The organism is Oceanicella actignis, assembly GCF_008124525.1.
GTDB lineage: Bacteria > Pseudomonadota > Alphaproteobacteria > Rhodobacterales > Rhodobacteraceae > Oceanicella > Oceanicella actignis.
The window spans coordinates 418,859-433,147 of sequence record NZ_VNHJ01000002.1 but is presented as its reverse complement, the minus strand read 5'-3'; the positions used below and the strand labels follow the sequence as shown (position 1 = coordinate 433,147).

The 14,289-nt window shown below is 73.1% G+C and carries 13 protein-coding genes; 3 read left to right on the top strand and 10 right to left on the bottom strand.

What is annotated here, in order from left to right; genetic code table 11:
- Window positions 1-43: 43 nt before the first annotated feature.
- Both LY05_RS04670 and LY05_RS04665 read right to left on the bottom strand, forming a co-directional pair.
- The gene (locus tag LY05_RS04670) at window positions 44-700 is read right to left on the bottom strand and encodes an alpha/beta hydrolase (RefSeq protein WP_148922265.1); all 657 of its coding nucleotides are present in this window, start codon (window positions 698-700) and stop codon (window positions 44-46) included.
- A gap of 1 nt (window position 701) precedes the next feature.
- Window positions 702-1,331, bottom strand: a complete 630-nt coding sequence (locus LY05_RS04665) for a DNA-3-methyladenine glycosylase family protein (protein WP_072746704.1) — start codon at window positions 1,329-1,331, stop codon at window positions 702-704.
- A gap of 137 nt (window positions 1,332-1,468) precedes the next feature.
- Between LY05_RS04665 and gluQRS the strand changes: the two genes are divergently transcribed.
- Window positions 1,469-2,398, top strand: coding sequence for a tRNA glutamyl-Q(34) synthetase GluQRS (gene gluQRS / locus LY05_RS04660; RefSeq protein WP_148922264.1), 930 nt, complete (start codon window positions 1,469-1,471; stop codon window positions 2,396-2,398).
- Here the strand turns inward: gluQRS and LY05_RS04655 are convergent.
- Together LY05_RS04655 and hisI are read right to left on the bottom strand one after the other, a co-directional pair.
- Window positions 2,334-3,503: an AbrB family transcriptional regulator gene (locus tag LY05_RS04655; RefSeq protein ID WP_148922263.1), complete on the bottom strand. Its 1,170-nt coding sequence runs from the start codon at window positions 3,501-3,503 to the stop codon at window positions 2,334-2,336. The two genes, gluQRS and LY05_RS04655, sit on opposite strands and share 65 nt — an antisense overlap.
- A complete protein-coding gene (gene hisI, locus LY05_RS04650; RefSeq protein WP_148922262.1) occupies window positions 3,500-3,868 on the bottom strand; it encodes a phosphoribosyl-AMP cyclohydrolase in 369 nt (122 codons plus the stop codon). Before hisI ends, LY05_RS04655 begins: the two co-directional genes overlap by 4 nt.
- A gap of 83 nt (window positions 3,869-3,951) precedes the next feature.
- On the opposite strand from hisI, the gene LY05_RS04645 reads away from it, so the two are divergent.
- Window positions 3,952-4,425 (top strand): iron-sulfur cluster assembly scaffold protein, encoded by a 474-nt coding sequence (locus LY05_RS04645; protein ID WP_072746708.1) that lies wholly within the window; start codon window positions 3,952-3,954, stop codon window positions 4,423-4,425.
- A 10-nt stretch (window positions 4,426-4,435) separates the two neighbouring features.
- Here LY05_RS04645 and LY05_RS04640 read toward each other — a convergent pair whose 3' ends face one another.
- The 6 genes from LY05_RS04640 to ftsH form a co-directional block, all read right to left on the bottom strand.
- Window positions 4,436-4,867, bottom strand: coding sequence for a DUF1810 domain-containing protein (locus LY05_RS04640; protein WP_072746709.1), 432 nt, complete (start codon window positions 4,865-4,867; stop codon window positions 4,436-4,438).
- Window positions 4,868-4,942: 75 nt separating this feature from the next.
- Window positions 4,943-5,071, bottom strand: a complete 129-nt coding sequence (locus LY05_RS15530; protein ID WP_256598367.1) for a hypothetical protein — start codon at window positions 5,069-5,071, stop codon at window positions 4,943-4,945.
- Window positions 5,072-5,179: 108 nt separating this feature from the next.
- A complete protein-coding gene (gene recG, locus LY05_RS04635; RefSeq protein ID WP_148922261.1) occupies window positions 5,180-7,375 on the bottom strand; it encodes an ATP-dependent DNA helicase RecG in 2,196 nt (731 codons plus the stop codon).
- A 379-nt stretch (window positions 7,376-7,754) separates the two neighbouring features.
- Window positions 7,755-8,051, bottom strand: coding sequence for an NADH dehydrogenase ubiquinone Fe-S protein 4 (locus tag LY05_RS15525; RefSeq protein WP_282957554.1), 297 nt, complete (start codon window positions 8,049-8,051; stop codon window positions 7,755-7,757).
- A gap of 502 nt (window positions 8,052-8,553) precedes the next feature.
- The gene (locus LY05_RS04625) at window positions 8,554-11,385 is read right to left on the bottom strand and encodes an ATP-dependent Clp protease ATP-binding subunit (protein WP_148922259.1); all 2,832 of its coding nucleotides are present in this window, start codon (window positions 11,383-11,385) and stop codon (window positions 8,554-8,556) included.
- 173 nt (window positions 11,386-11,558) lie between these two features.
- Entirely contained in the window at window positions 11,559-13,418 is a 1,860-nt protein-coding gene (gene ftsH / locus LY05_RS04620; protein ID WP_148922258.1) for an ATP-dependent zinc metalloprotease FtsH, read from the bottom strand.
- 420 nt (window positions 13,419-13,838) lie between these two features.
- On the opposite strand from ftsH, the gene LY05_RS04615 reads away from it, so the two are divergent.
- Complete coding sequence (locus tag LY05_RS04615) at window positions 13,839-14,273, top strand: Hsp20/alpha crystallin family protein (RefSeq protein ID WP_245728415.1); 435 nt, start codon at window positions 13,839-13,841, stop codon at window positions 14,271-14,273.
- Window positions 14,274-14,289: the final 16 nt, after the last annotated feature.

The following is a 14,289-nucleotide window of genomic DNA, read 5'->3' as shown; positions in this document are numbered from 1 at the left end:
GCGTGCCGGAGGGGATCGGCGGTGCGTGCGTTGGGGGGGCGGCTCAGCCCAGCCGCTCTTGCAGGAAGCGCAGCGCAAGCCCCAGCCCGTCGGGCGCGATGCCATGCCCCATCCCGCGCGAGACATGCGTGGCCACCGGAACGCCGGCGTCGGCCAGCGCCTCGCGGGCCTCGTCAAGGCTCGAGGGCGGCACCACCTCGTCCATGTCGCCATGGACCAGCAGCACCGGCGGGCGCGAGGCCAGCTCGGCGGGCAGGCGCTCGGGCGCCAGAAGCCGCCCCGAGAAGCCGACGATCCCGGCCAGCTGCTCGGGCCGGCGCAGGCCCACATGCAGCGCCATCATCGTGCCCTGGCTGAAGCCGATCAGCGCCGTCTGCGCCGCAGGCACGCCCGTCTCCTCGGCCACCGAGTCGAGATAGGCGTGCAACAGCCGCACCGAACGGTCGAACGATTCGGCCATCTGCGCCTCGGTCGAGCCGTCCATCCACGGGATCGGGAACCACTGCCGCCCCATGGGATTGATCGAGCAGGGCTCGGGCGCGTCGGGCGCCATGAACAGCGTGTTGGGCATGTGGTCGGCCAGCGCGTCGCCGATGCCGATCAGATCCTCGCCATCGGCGCCGTAGCCGTGAAGCAAGATGACGACCGACTCGGTCACGCCCGAGCGCGGCTGGCGCGAAGGCCCTGCTAGGTAAGACATTTCAGGTGATCCCTTCCCTGTTCCTGACGGCCCGGTAATACGCCCAAAGCAGCCGCGCCGCCACCGCCCGCCAGGGCGACCAGGCTTCGGCCATCGCGGCCAGCTGGGGCGGCGCCGGACGGGCGGGCAGATCGAACAGCGCGCGCGACGCCTCCTGCAGCGCCAGATCGGCCGGGGCGAAGACGTCGGCGCGGCCAAGGCTGAACATCAGGTAGATCTCGGCCGTCCAGCGCCCCACGCCCTTGAGCGCGACGAGCGCGGCGGCGGCCTCTTCGTCGGGCATGGCGCGCAAGGCGGCGAAGTCCAGCCCCGCCTCGGCCGCGCCGCGCAGATAGCGGATCTTGGGGCGCGAAAGCCCGCAGGCGCGCAACGCCTCGTCGTCCAGCGCCATCAGCCCCTCGGGCGTGTCGGCGCCGATGGCCCGCAGCCGCCCCAGAATGCCGTTCGCCGCCGCCACCGAAAGCTGTTGCGAGACGATGGCCGAGACCAGCGCGGGAAAGCCGTCGGGTCGCAGGCGGGTCGGCGGCAGGCCGGCGACCTCGAGCGCATGCGCAAAGCGCGGCTCGCGCGCGGCCAGCCACTCGGCCCCCTCGCGGATGCAATCCTCGCCCTTGATGACGCGCACGCTCATGCCTGCATCCGATACGCGCGCGCAGCCGGGGTCAAGAGCGCGATGCCCCGCCCGCGCGCGCCGGCGTCTCGGCCCTCGGCGCATGAGGACGCGCCGGCGCGCTTGCGCCGCCGGCCGGTCGGGCCTAGATCCCGGCCATGAGCCGCCCCGCCGAGCATGTCGAACGCTTCGCCCCCTCGCCCAACGGGTTCCTGCACCTTGGGCACGCATTTTCGGCGATCCTGGCCCATGACGCGGCGCGGGCGGCGGGGGGGCGGTTCCTGCTGCGGATCGAGGACATCGACCAGGGCCGCGCGCGTCCCGAATACGAGCAGGCGATCATCGAGGATCTGCGCTGGCTCGGCCTGCGCTGGGACGCGCCGCCCATGCGCCAGTCGCAGCGCATGGCGGTCTACGCCCGCGCGCTGGACGATCTGCGCGCGCGCGGGCTGCTTTACCCCTGCGCCTGCACGCGCAAGGACATCGCCCAGGCCCTGGCCGCCCCGCAGGAGGTCGGCGGCGCCATGCCCGCCCTGCCCGACGGGCGCGGCCCCGACGGCCCGCCCTATCCGGGAACCTGCCGCCGCACGCCCCCGGCGCCGGGCGCGCCGGTCGCCTGGCGGCTTGACATGCGCGCGGCCATCGCGGCGCTGGGGGGCGCGTCGGCCGTCGGCCGGCTGAGCATGCGCGAGCTGGGCGCCGGCCCCGGCGGCGAAACGGGGCTCTTGCGCCTTGACCCCGACTGGCTGATCGCCCGCTGCGGCGACGTGGTGCTGGCGCGCAAGGACGTCGCCGCCAGCTATCACCTGGCGGTGGTGCTGGACGACGCCGCGCAAGGGGTGACTCACGTGACGCGCGGGCAGGACCTGTTCGCCGCCGCGCCGCTGCACCGGCTGCTGCAGGCGCTGTTCGGCCTGCCGGTTCCCGTCTGGCGGCATCACCGGCTGATCCGCGACGCGGCCGGGCGCAGGCTGGCCAAGCGCGACCGCGACGCGGGCTTGCGCGAGCTGCGCGCCGCGGGCGTCACCCCCGGGCAGATCCGCCGGATGCTGGATCTGCCCCCGGCCCGCCAGGCCTCGCCCCGCTAGGCGCCGCCTCGGCCGCCAGGAACCGCCGCAGCGGACCGCCCAGCGCCGGCAGCGCGATCAGGATGGTCAGGATGCGGGCCATGTGGTGCGTGGCGACGAAGGCCGGATCGGCGCCGATGGCCAGCGCGATCAGGCTCATCTCGGCCACGCCCCCCGGCGCATAGGCCAACAGCGCGGCGAACAGCCCGATGCCCGTCAGGGCCGCCACCGCCGCCGCGAACCCCCAGCTGACCGCCATAAGCACGATCGTGCCGGCCAGGGTCCACGCCGCGCCGACCGCAAGCTGCCGCAGCCCGAACCCCGCGAAGCGCGTGCCGATCGAGGCGCCGCACACCGTCAGCGCCGCCTCGACCAGCCAGCCGGGCAAGGCGCCCGAGACGACCCCCGCGGGCCGCAGCGCGGCGCTGACCGCCAGCGGTCCGACCAGATAGGGCAAGGGCACGCGCAAACGCCCCGCAAGCAACGTCGCCGCCAGCGCCGCGCCCGTCAGCAGCGCCGCGTCGGGGGCCGACATCAGCGCCGCCGGATGCGCGCCCGCGGCGGCCGGGCGCGGCAGCCCCAGCCAGCCGAAGGCGACCACCGGCGCGGCCAGCACCACCAGCGCCACCCGCAGCGACTGCGCCAGCGCCACGCGCCGCTCGTCGCCGCCGACCTCGGCCGCGAAAAGCGACACCGCCGTCAACCCGCCCGGAACCGCGCAAAGCAGCGCCGTCGCCCGCGGCATCCGCGCCGCGGCGCGGAACAGCGCATAGCACGCCGCGCCCCCCGCCGCCGGATAAAGCGCCGCCGCCGCCAGGCTGACGGGCCAGCGCGCCAGATCCTCGACGCGCAGATCGGCGAAGCTTTCGCCAAGGAACAGCCCCACCACGCCCAGAAACAGGGTGCGGAACCAGATCGGCACCATGACCGGCGCGCCCGCCAGGCTGGCGAACATGCAGGCGAACAGCGCCCCCAGCATCCAGGCCAGCGGCGCGCCCGCCGCATGCGCCGCCGCGCCGCCCGCCGCGCCCACGGCCAGCCCCAGCGCAAGGCGCCCGAGGGCGGGCGGGGCAAGGCGCTCGGCCCATTGCGCGCCGCGCCCTGCGGATGGCGGCGGCGCGCTCACGCGTCGAGCGGCGCCGAGTCGATCACCTCGACGCCGTCGCGCAGCACGGTGAAGAAGCAGCTGCGCCGGTTGGTGTGACAGGCCGGGCCGGTCTGCGCGACCCGCAGCAGCAGGCAGTCGCGGTCGCAGTCGATGCGCATCTCGACCAGGCGCTGGACATGGCCCGATTCGTCGCCCTTGCGCCAGAAGGCCTGGCGCGAGCGCGACCAGTAGGTCACGCGCCCCTCGCGCAGGGTGCGCGCCACGGCCTCGGCGTTCATCCAGGCCATCATCAGCACCTCGCCGGTCTCGTGGTCCTGCGCGATGGCGGGTATCAGCCCGCGCGAGTCGAATTTCAGGCTGGCGGGGTCGAAGGTTTGCGACATGCGGCTTGCTCCGTTGCGGCGACCTGCGCCTTTTACACCTGCGCGCGCCGGTCTATCTAGGGAAGAGACGAGCGGAGGACGCCATGACCGACCAGACCACCGACGCGGGCGAGGACCTGATCAGCCTGTATTCGCGGCGCATCCTGGCGCTTGCGGCCGACATTCCGCATCTGGGCCGGCTCGACTCGCCGCAGGCCAGCGTGATGAAGCGCTCGCCGCTGTGCGGATCGACGGTGACGGTGGACCTCGACGCCGAGGATGGGCGCATCGCGCGCTTCGGGCAGGATGTGAAGGCGTGCGCGCTGGGTCAGGCCTCGGCCGCCATCCTGGGGGCGCATGCGCTGGGCCGCAGCCGGGACGAGATCGCGCGCCTGCGCGACGAGCTGCGCGCCATGCTCAAGGAAGGCGGCCCCGTCCCCTCGGCCCCGTTCGAGGATTACGAGGCCCTGCTGCCCGCGCGCGACTTCAAGAACCGCCACGCCTCGATCATGCTGTGCGTCGAGGCCACGCTGGCCGCGCTCGACCAGATCGCCGCGGGCGCCGGCGCGCAGGGCTGAGCGCCCCACGTCACAAAAGGGTGAGCGTGCGCGGATCGGGCCGCCCGGCGAACAGCCGGTCGAGCGCGCGCCGAAAGATGTCGTCCTCGGGGGCGGCGACCTCGGCGAACAGGGTCAGGCACGAGCGCAGCTTGATGTCGTCGGGCGAGCCGAAGATGTCATGCGCCGTCAGGCGCGGGTGCGACATGGCCAGCGCGACGCAGCGGCGCAGGCGCGGCCCCAGCACCGGATGTTCGAGATAGGCGCGCGCCTCGTCGCGCGAGCGGATGGCATAGAGGCGCGCCGTCTCGGAACGGCCCAGCCCCGAAAGCTGGGGAAAGACGAACCACATCCAGCACCCGGTCTTGGCCCCGCGCGCGAGCTCGTCCATCGCCTGCTCGATCACGCCCTCCTGCGCCTCGAGAAAGCGTTCGAGCCCATGGGGATCGTGCGTTGCGTCCATCTGAGCCGCCCTGCCGGTTTCCTTTCCTCCATCCCTGCGCGGCCGCAAGGCGAAGTCAAGGGCGCCGGGCGCGTTTCACGCAAGGCCGCTCAGCGTGAATCCCGCCAGCGCGAACAGGCACAGGAGCGCCAGCGCGGCGGCGTCCTGCACGGCGCCCTGCGGCGCGCGCTCGGCGGCCGAGACGATGCGGATGATGGCGGCCATGGCGGTTTCTCCGATTCCCTGTTTGTTCCCGCCTCGATGTTCGCGCAACGTTCGTGCGCGGTCAAGAACATTAAGGGAACGTAAATCCGCCCGCCCGATCGCGCCCGGTCAGCCCACCGACAGAAGGCGGATCGCCTCGTCCCGCTCCATCAGATAGAGCAGCGTGCGCAGCGCCTCGCCGCGGGGGCTTTCGAGCGCGGGATCGACATGCACCGCCAGCCGCGCCTCGTCCTGCGCGGCCTTGAGCAGGTCGGCATGCGTTTCAAGGTCGGCGATGCGGAACCTGGGCAGACCCGACTGCTGCACGCCCAGCACGTCGCCCGCGCCGCGCAGGCGCAGATCCTCTTCGGCGATGCGAAAGCCGTCCTCGGTCTGGCGCATGATCTCGAGCCGCGCGCGCGCCGCCCCGCTCAGCGGCGGATCGTAAAGCAGCACGCAGGTCGATTCCTCGGCCCCGCGCCCCACCCGCCCGCGCAGCTGGTGCAGCTGCGCAAGGCCGAAGCGCTCGGCCTGCTCGATGATCATGATCGAGGCCTCGGGCACGTCCACCCCCACCTCGATCACCGTGGTCGCGACCAGCACCTGGGCGCGGCCGGCGGCGAAATCGGCCATGGCGGCGTCGCGCTCTTCGGGCGGCATCTGGCCGTGGACCAGCGCCACGCCCGGGCCGATCTCCTCGCGCAGGGCGCGCCAGCGGCTTTCGGCGGCGGTCAGCGCGACCGCGTCGCTTTCCTCGACCAGCGGACAGACCCAGTAGGCGCGCCGCCCGCCCGCGACGGCCTGGCGCAGATGCGCGACCACCTCGTCCAGCCGGGCGGCGCTGACCAGCGCGGTGCGCACGGGCTTGCGCCCGGGCGGCTTCTCGTCCAGCATCGAGACGTCCATGTCGCCATAGCCGACCAGCGCCAGCGAGCGCGGAATGGGCGTTGCGGTCATGACCAGCACGTCGGCGCGGCGGCCCTTCTCGCCCAGCTCCATGCGCTGGCGCACGCCGAAGCGGTGCTGCTCGTCCACGATCGCAAGGCGCAGATCGGCGAAGGCCACGTCCTTCTGGAACAGCGCATGCGTGCCCAGAACGATCGGCGCGCCCTGTGCGATGGCGGCCAGCTTGCGCCGGCGCTCGGCGGCGCCGTCGCGGCCGGTCAGCAGAACCGGCTCGATCCCAGCCGCGCGCGCCAGGGGCGCGATGCTGGCCAGGTGCTGGCGGGCCAGGATCTCGGTCGGCGCCATGAGCGCGGCCTGCCCCCCCGCCTCGGCCGCGATCAGCATGGCCATGAGCGCGACCAGCGTCTTGCCCGCCCCCACGTCGCCCTGCAAGAGGCGGTTCATGCGCCGGTCCGAGGCCATGTCGGCGGCGATCTCGTCGATCGCGCGCCGCTGCGCGCCGGTCAGGGCGAAGGGCAGCGCCGCAAGCGCCTTGGCGCGCAGCCGCCCATCGCCGCGGGTCGGCCTGCCCTTGCGCTTGCGGCGCGCGGCGCGGGCCAGCGCCAGGGTCAGCTGGTGCGAGAGCAGCTCGTCATAGGCCAGGCGCTCGCGCGCGCGGGCGGCGGCGCGGGCGCGGTCGGTTCCGGGCGGCCCGGGGGCATGAGCGTCGGCCAGGGCCTGGCGCCATGCGGGCCAGCCGCGCGCGCGCATCGCCGCCGGGTCGAGCCATTCGGGCAGCTCGGGCGCCAGCGCCAGCGCCGCCTGCGCCGCGCGGCGCATCAGCTTTTGCCCCACGCCCTCGGTCAGCGGATAGACCGGCTCGAAGGTCGGCAGCGCGTCCGCCTCGTCCGGGGGCAGGACGTGGTCGGGATGGGGCATCTGGATGCGCTCGCCGAAGCGCTCGACGCGGCCCGAGACCAGCCGTCGCGCCCCTTCGGGCAGCAGCTTTTCCAGCCAGTCGCGGCGCGCGTGGAAATAGACCAGCTCGAAGCCGCGCCCCGCCGCGTCGCGCATGCGCACGCGGTGCGGGCGCCCGCGCGAGGCCGGCGGCAGGTGCGCCTCGACCGTCGCCTCGAGCGTGACGACCTCGCCTTCGTCCGGGGCGCCCAGCTCGGGGCGCCGGCGGCGGTCGACGACGCCGTGCGGCAGGGTGAAGAGCATGTCGCGCGGACGCGTGATTCCCGCCCGCGCCAGGGCCTTGGCGGTCTTGGGTCCGACGCCGTCGAGCCGCGTGACCTCGGAGAAGAGCGGGAACAGGATCTCGGGCCGACCGCGGGCGCGGACGGGCTTCGCGGCCCCGGGCGGGGGCGCGGCCGGCCCCGAGGCGTCGGGCGGCGGGGACTCGGGGGGTGGGGATTCGGGGGGTGGCGCGTCGCTCATGGCCGCACTGTGCGCCAGCGCGGCCGGATTTTGAAGCGCCGCGGCGCGCCCTGCGCCTGCCGCCGCGCATCGGCGCTGCGCGTCGGTCCAGGGGATCGACGCCGCGCGCCTGGTCCGGGCCGCGCCGCCCCGGGCGATGCGACGGAGCGCGGCCGTCCGGCGCGGCGGCGCGCCTTGCCCCATTGGTCCGCCGCGGCGCGCCGGCGCTGCGCATCGGCCCCGGGGATCGACGCCGCGCGCCTGGTCCGGGGCGCGCCGCCCCGGGCGACGCGAGGGACCGCGGCCAACCGGCGCGGCGGCGGCGCGCGTCGGCGCGGCCGAGCGCCCGGCGCGCATCGCTCGCGGCGCGGCGCGCCCGGCGATGCGCCCCCGGCATGCGTCAGCGCCGCGGCGCGCGCGGCGGCGGCTCGAGCACGGTCCATTCCCAGCCCCGGCGCTCGGCGAAGTCGATGGCCGCGTCGAGGTCGTCGAAGCGCAGCTCGAGCCCCGCCAGCGGGTCGTCCGAGCTCAGCCAGCCCATCAAGGGCTCGCGCCGCGGCGCGCGGGTCGGTTCGAAGACCATGCGCCAACCCGCCCGCCGGGCCGCGGCGCGCCCGACGGAATCGGCGCGCAAGGGCGCGCGGCCGATCAGAACCCGCGGCGGCGGGCCGGCCAGCGGCAGGTTCGCGCCCGGCATCAGCGCCCGGGGCGCGCGGCCGCTGTTGGCGCCGCGATCGCCGACCGGGTTGGCGCGAGGATTGGCGGCCGGGCGCGCCGGCGAGCTGGCGGAGAGGCTGTCGGGCGGGGCGGACCTTGTCGCCTGCGTCCGGCCGCCGCCGGGAGAGGGCGAGGGCGCGAAGACGGGCGCGGCGGGCGAGCTTGCGGGCGATTCGAAGGCCGGGTCGCGAACCCATTGCGCGCCGCCTTTCGCGCCCGCTTCGGCGCTCCCGATCGCCCCCTTGCGCGCAGGGCCCTGCGCGGCCCGGCCGGCGCCCGGACCGGGGCCGCGGCCGCCGCCCCGCGGCGGCGTTTCGTTGCGTGATGCGGTCATGGCGTTCTCCCTTGGCCGAGTTTCCCTTGGCCGACTTTCCTTGAACGCAAGCGCCCGCCGGCGCGGGGCCGGCGGGCGCGGGATCGGCGCCCCATCGGGGCGCAAGGCATGCGGAACGCCGGCCGCGCCAGGGCGGCCGGCGCGTGGCTCACTCGGCCGCCGGCTCGGCCGCGTCGCCCTTGCCGGCGTCGTCGGCCTTGGGCTCGGCCGCCTCGGCGGGGCGCTTCTCGAAGACGATCTTCTGCGCCTCGCCGTCCCAGCGCACGTTCACCGCGTCGCCCTCTCCGATCGCGCCGCCGAGCATCTCGCGTGCCAGCGCCGTTTCCAGCTCGGTGCGGATCAGGCGCCGCAGCTCGCGCGCGCCGAACTCGGGCCGGTAGCCCACGGCGGCGAAGTGCTCGAGCACCGAGGGATCGAAGTGCAGATCCACCCCCTGCCCATGCGCGGTGCGCCGCACCCGCTCGAGCTGCAGCTCGACGATGGCGCGGATCTCGGCCTTGCTCAGCGACTGGAAGACGATGATCTCGTCGATCCGGTTGATGAACTCGGGCCGGAAGTGGCCGCGCAGCACCTGCATCAGGTCGGCCTTGAGCTTGGCCGGGTCCTCGTCCTTGGTGCCGCGGGCCTTCAGGTTCCGCTGGATGATGTCCGAGCCCAGGTTCGAGGTCGCGATGATGATGGTGTTGGTGAAGTCCACCACGCGCCCCTTGCCGTCGGTCAGCCGGCCGTCGTCGAACACCTGCAGAAGGATGTTGTAGACGTCCGGGTGGGCCTTCTCGATCTCGTCCAAGAGGACCACCGAATAGGGCCGGCGGCGGACCTTCTCGGTCAGCTGGCCGCCCTCCTCGTAGCCGACATAGCCCGGAGGCGCGCCCACCAGCCGCGCGACGGCGTGGCGCTCGCCATACTCGGACATGTCGATGCGCAGCAGCGCGTCCTCGTCGCCATAGACCACCTCGGCCAGGGCCTTGGCCAGCTCGGTCTTGCCGACGCCGGTCGGACCCAGGAACAGGAAGGTGGCCACGGGGCGGTTGCCCTCGCGCAGGCCGGCGCGCGACAGGCGCACGGCGTCGGAGACGGCGCGGATGGCCTCCTCCTGGCCGATGACGCGCTGGTGCAGGCGCTCTTCCATCTTGAGCAGCTTCTCGCGCTCTTCGGCGGTCAGCTCGGCCACGGGAATGCCCGTCAGCTTCGAGACCACCTGCGCCACATGCTCGGCGCGCACCTCGACGGCGCCCGACGCGCGGTCGCGCTTCCAGCTTTCGGTCAGCTCTTCAAGCTCGGCCTGACGCTCTTCGAGCTGCTTCTTGAGCTCGGCGGCCTTGTCGAACTGCTTGCGCGAGGCGGCGTAGTCCTGCTCGCGCTTGAGCTGCTCGACCTCGGCCTCCAGCTCCTGCACCTCGACCGGGCGCGCGGTGGCGCTGATCTTCACCCGCGCCGCCGCCTGGTCGATCAGGTCGATCGCCTTGTCGGGCAGGAAGCGCGCGGTGATGTAGCGGTCCGACAGCTCGGCCGCGGCGATGATCGCCTCGTCGGTGATCGTCACCTTGTGGTGCGCCTCGAGCGAGTCGCGCAGGCCGCGCAGGATCATGATGGTCTGCGCCACCGTCGGCTCGGGCACGAAGACCGGCTGGAAGCGGCGTTCGAGCGCGGCGTCCTTCTCGATGTATTTCTGATACTCGTTGAGCGTCGTCGCGCCGATCAGGTTCAGCTCGCCGCGCGCCAGCGCCGGCTTGAAGGTGTTGGCGATGTCGAGGCCGCCCTCGCCGCCGCCCTGGCCGGCGCCGACGATGGTGTGGATCTCGTCGATGAACAGGATCATGTCGTCCTGGTTCTCGGTGATCTCCTTGAGGATGCTCTGCACGCGCTCCTCGAACTCGCCGCGGTATTTCGAGCCGGCCACCATCGAGTTGATGTTCAGCTCGACCAGCCGCTTGTTCAGCAGCGACTCGGGCACCTCGCCGGCGACGATGCGCTGCGCCAGGCCCTCGACGATGGCCGTCTTGCCCACGCCGGGCTCGCCGATCAGAACGGGGTTGTTCTTCTTGCGGCGGGCCAGGACCTCGATCGTGGTCTCGATCTCGCGGGCGCGGCCGATGACGGGGTCAAGCTTGCCCTCGCGCGCCATCTTGGTCAGATCGCGCGAGAACTTGTCCAGCTCGGGCGTGTTCGAGGGCGGCTCGACGCGGCCTTCCTCGGCGCCGCGGCCCACGACCTTGGTGATCTTCTGGCGCAGAGCCTGCGGCGTCAGGCCGTAGCGCTTGAGCATGGTCGCCGCCAGGCCCTCGCCCTCTTCGGCCAGGCCGATGAGCAGGTGCTCGGGGCCGACATAGCTGTGGCCAAGCTCGGTCGAGGCGTTGAGCGCGCGCGAAAGCGCGTCCTTCAGGCGCGGCGACACGCCGATCTCGCCCTCGGCGCCCTTGGCGCCCTCGCCCTTGGGCGCTTCGCTTTCGATCTGGCGGCGCAGGTCGTCGGCCGAGATCTTGAACTGGTCGAAGATCGTGCGGACCACGTCCGAATTCGTCAGCGCGTGCAGAAGGTGCTCGGTGTCGACCTCGGAGCGGCCGAATTCCTGCGCCGTGCGCGCGGCTTCCTGCAGCAGCTTCTCGCCCTGCGAGCTGAGCCGGTCGGCGATGCCGCCGCCGCGGCGCGGGGCGCGGCCGGCGCGCGGCGCGGCGCGGGGCGCCTCGGCCTCACCCTCATCGGCGCCCGGCAGGCCGCCGCCAAGACCGGCGCCGCGGCCCAGCGCGCCGCCCAGCAGGTCATCCGAGAACAGGCTGTCGCCGAAGAATTCGTCGAACAGGCTGCCATGGCGCCCGAACAGCGACTCGAGCGGCGAGCTGCTGCGGCCCTGCCGGCGCGCAAGCCGGCGGTAATCCTCGTCGCACAGCTCCATGACCTGGGTCTGTCCGTTGGTGGTGATGCGGGCGCGGACCGTCGCCGGTCTGACGCCGCAAACGTCGCAAATGCCTTTCGCCATCTTCTACTCCTCTTCCTTCTCTTTCGTTTTCCTTCCCGGTTCGCGGCATCGGCCCGAACCGGCGTTTCATTCCCCGCCCGCGCGGGGATCGCGTCGCCCCCGCCGCGCGGGAGCGTTCCTGTGCGGCGCGCCCCATGCATGACAGCATGCGCCGGGCGCGCCCATGACCTGCGTCAACCCCCGTCGGCCTGCGCCGGCTGCGTCGACTGGGCCGACTGGGCCGGCTGGCGCACCTGGCGTGCGATCCGCTCAAGGGCTTCGCCCGCCAGCGTCTCGCGCTCGAGCAGCTCGGCGGCCGAGCGCAGGAGCAGATCGCGGTTGGCCTCGAGCACGGCGCGCGCGCGCGCATAGGCCGCGTCGATCACCTCGCGCACGGCCTGGTCGATGCGCCGCGCGGTCTCCTCGGAATAGCGGCGGGTCATCCAGCCCTCGCCGGAGGGGCCGAGAAAGCCCTGCCGCTCGCTGTCGTAGCTGACATGGCCCAGCTCGGGGATCATGCCGTAGCGCGCGGCCATGGCGCGAGCCACGTCGGTGGCCTTGGCCAGATCGTCGGCCGCGCCGGTGGACAGGTGCCCGAACACGATCGCCTCGGCCGCGCGCCCGCCCAGAAGAACGGCGATCTTGCCCTCGAGCTCTTCGCGGGTCATCAGGAAGCGGTCCTCGGTCGGGCGCTGGATGGTGTAGCCCAGCGCGCCCACGCCGCGCGGAATGATCGAGACCTTGTGCACCGGATCGGCGCCGGGCGTGGCCATGGCGACCAGGGCGTGGCCCATCTCGTGATGGGCGACGACGCGGCGCTCGGTCTCGTTGAGCAGGCGGTTGCGCTTTTCAAGCCCGGCGACGATGCGCTCGACCGCGTTGGTGAAATCCTCCATCGTCACGGCCTCGGCCTTGCGGCGCGTGGCCAGCAGCGCGGCCTCGTTCACCAGGTTCGCCAGATCGGCGCCCGAGAAGCCGGGCGTCAGCGCGGCGATCTTCTCGGGGTCGGCGTCGGGCGCCAGGCGCACCTTCTTCATGTGCACCTTCAGGATCGCCACGCGGCCGGTCTTGTCGGGCTTGTCGACCAGAACCTGGCGGTCGAACCGGCCCGCGCGCAGCAGCGCGGGGTCGAGGATCTCGGGGCGGTTGGTCGCGGCCAGCAGCACGATGCCCGCAGAGGGGTCGAAGCCGTCCATCTCGGTCAGCAGCTGGTTGAGCGTCTGCTCGCGCTCGTCATTGCCGCCGGGCAGACCGGGCGCGTTGCGCGCGCGGCCCAGCGCGTCCAGCTCGTCGATGAAGATGATGGCCGGGGCGTTCTTGCGCGCCTGCTCGAACAGGTCGCGCACGCGCGCCGCGCCCACGCCGACGAACATCTCGACGAACTCCGAGCCCGAGATCGAGAAGAACGTCACCCCCGCCTCGCCGGCGACGGCGCGCGCCAGCAGCGTCTTGCCGGTGCCGGGCGGGCCGACCAGCAGCACCCCCTTGGGGATGCGCGCGCCAAGGCGGCCGTATTCGGCGGGATTGCGCAGGAATTCGACGACCTCCTGCAGCTCCTGCTTGGCCTCGTCCACGCCGGCGACGTCGTCGAAGGTGACGCCGGTCTGTTTCTCGACATAGACCTTCGCGCGCGAACGCCCGACCGACATGAAGCCGCCCAGGCCCTGCTTCTCGGCGATCTTGCGGAAGAAGACCATCCACAGGCCGAAGAAGACCAGCGCCGGCACGACCCATGACAGCAGCGTGGTCAGGAAGGTGTTCTCGGGCCGGCCGGTGAACTCGACGCCCTTGCCCTCGAGACGCGCGACGATGGCCGGATCGACCAGCGTCGTCACGAAGCGCGAGCGCCCCTCGACGGGGTGCGCGAACTCGCCCGTGATGGTCTGCGAGCCGATGACCGCGCGCTTGATCAGCCCCTGGTCGACGTATTCCTCGAACTTGCTGTAGGGAATGGGCGCGACCTCGCGCGCGCCGGCGATGAAGTCCTGGATGAACGCCACCGCCAGGAAGGCGAAGGCGAAATACCAGATGTTGAGCGCCGTCTTCCTGTCCATCAGCGAACCCCTCCTGTACGCGCCCCTCGCGCGGCCCCACCTATCTGTTGCCGCACCGCAACATTCGCAAGCCCCTCCGAGCGATTTTTTCGCCACGCAGACGCCCGTCCCGAAATCGCGCGGCGCCGAGGGCCGGCGCAGCGTTCGCCTCTGGCACGCGGCGCCCCTTGAACGGGGCGCGAAGCGTTCCTTTATCTGCCTCAGAACGCCCGAACGGGGTTCGACAGCAGACGGCTGATCCGGCGCAGGGCGCGGATCGGCGGCGGCCGGCCAGGCAATGGAGGCCGCCCGAACGGTCGTTTCCACGCGCCGCGCGTTGCGCCGGCGCAACGGCGCGCCGCGCCGTCGGACGCAGCCGACGTCTCCCCTCGGGCCGCCAGGCTCTCCGCCCTCGGACGAGCGTATGGGAACAAGGAGGAGATGACCATGCTGCATCCCGCATCCGGCTTGATGACGATCGATCCCTTCGCCCTGATGCGCCGCGTCGCACGCGACATGGACGACGTCATGCGCCGCGTCGCCCCCGCCGCCTTCCCGCCGGTGAACGTCTGGCAGAACGCCGACGCCGCGGTGGTGACGGCCGAGCTTCCGGGCGTCGAACCCGGCGACATCGAGATCACCGTCAAGGACAACGTTCTGACCCTGCGCGGCGAGCGCAAGGCGCCCGAAGCCGCCGAAGGCGCCGTCTGGCGCCTGCGCGAGCGCGGCTTCGGCCAGTTCGCGCGCGCGATCCGCCTGCCCTTCCGCGCCGATCCCGACAAGGTCGAGGCGCGCTTCAAGGACGGCGTGCTGCGCATCGCGATCCAGCGCCCCGAGGCCGACAAGCCCCGCCGCATCGAGATCAAGGCTTCCTGAGCGAGGAGGACGCGCC

Coding starts and splice junctions, on each gene's coding strand:
- ftsH (WP_148922258.1), bottom strand. CDS start 13,418: ATGGACAGGAAGACGGCGCTCAACATCTGGTATTTCGCCTTCGCCTTC.
- gluQRS (WP_148922264.1), top strand. CDS start 1,469: ATGAGCCGCCCCGCCGAGCATGTCGAACGCTTCGCCCCCTCGCCCAAC.
- LY05_RS04645 (WP_072746708.1), top strand. CDS start 3,952: ATGACCGACCAGACCACCGACGCGGGCGAGGACCTGATCAGCCTGTAT.
- LY05_RS04615 (WP_245728415.1), top strand. CDS start 13,839: ATGACCATGCTGCATCCCGCATCCGGCTTGATGACGATCGATCCCTTC.
- LY05_RS04665 (WP_072746704.1), bottom strand. CDS start 1,331: ATGAGCGTGCGCGTCATCAAGGGCGAGGATTGCATCCGCGAGGGGGCC.
- recG (WP_148922261.1), bottom strand. CDS start 7,375: ATGAGCGACGCGCCACCCCCCGAATCCCCACCCCCCGAGTCCCCGCCG.
- LY05_RS04625 (WP_148922259.1), bottom strand. CDS start 11,385: ATGGCGAAAGGCATTTGCGACGTTTGCGGCGTCAGACCGGCGACGGTC.
- LY05_RS15525 (WP_282957554.1), bottom strand. CDS start 8,051: ATGCCGGGCGCGAACCTGCCGCTGGCCGGCCCGCCGCCGCGGGTTCTG.
- LY05_RS15530 (WP_256598367.1), bottom strand. CDS start 5,071: ATGGCCGCCATCATCCGCATCGTCTCGGCCGCCGAGCGCGCGCCGCAG.
- LY05_RS04640 (WP_072746709.1), bottom strand. CDS start 4,867: ATGGACGCAACGCACGATCCCCATGGGCTCGAACGCTTTCTCGAGGCG.
- LY05_RS04670 (WP_148922265.1), bottom strand. CDS start 700: ATGTCTTACCTAGCAGGGCCTTCGCGCCAGCCGCGCTCGGGCGTGACC.
- hisI (WP_148922262.1), bottom strand. CDS start 3,868: ATGTCGCAAACCTTCGACCCCGCCAGCCTGAAATTCGACTCGCGCGGG.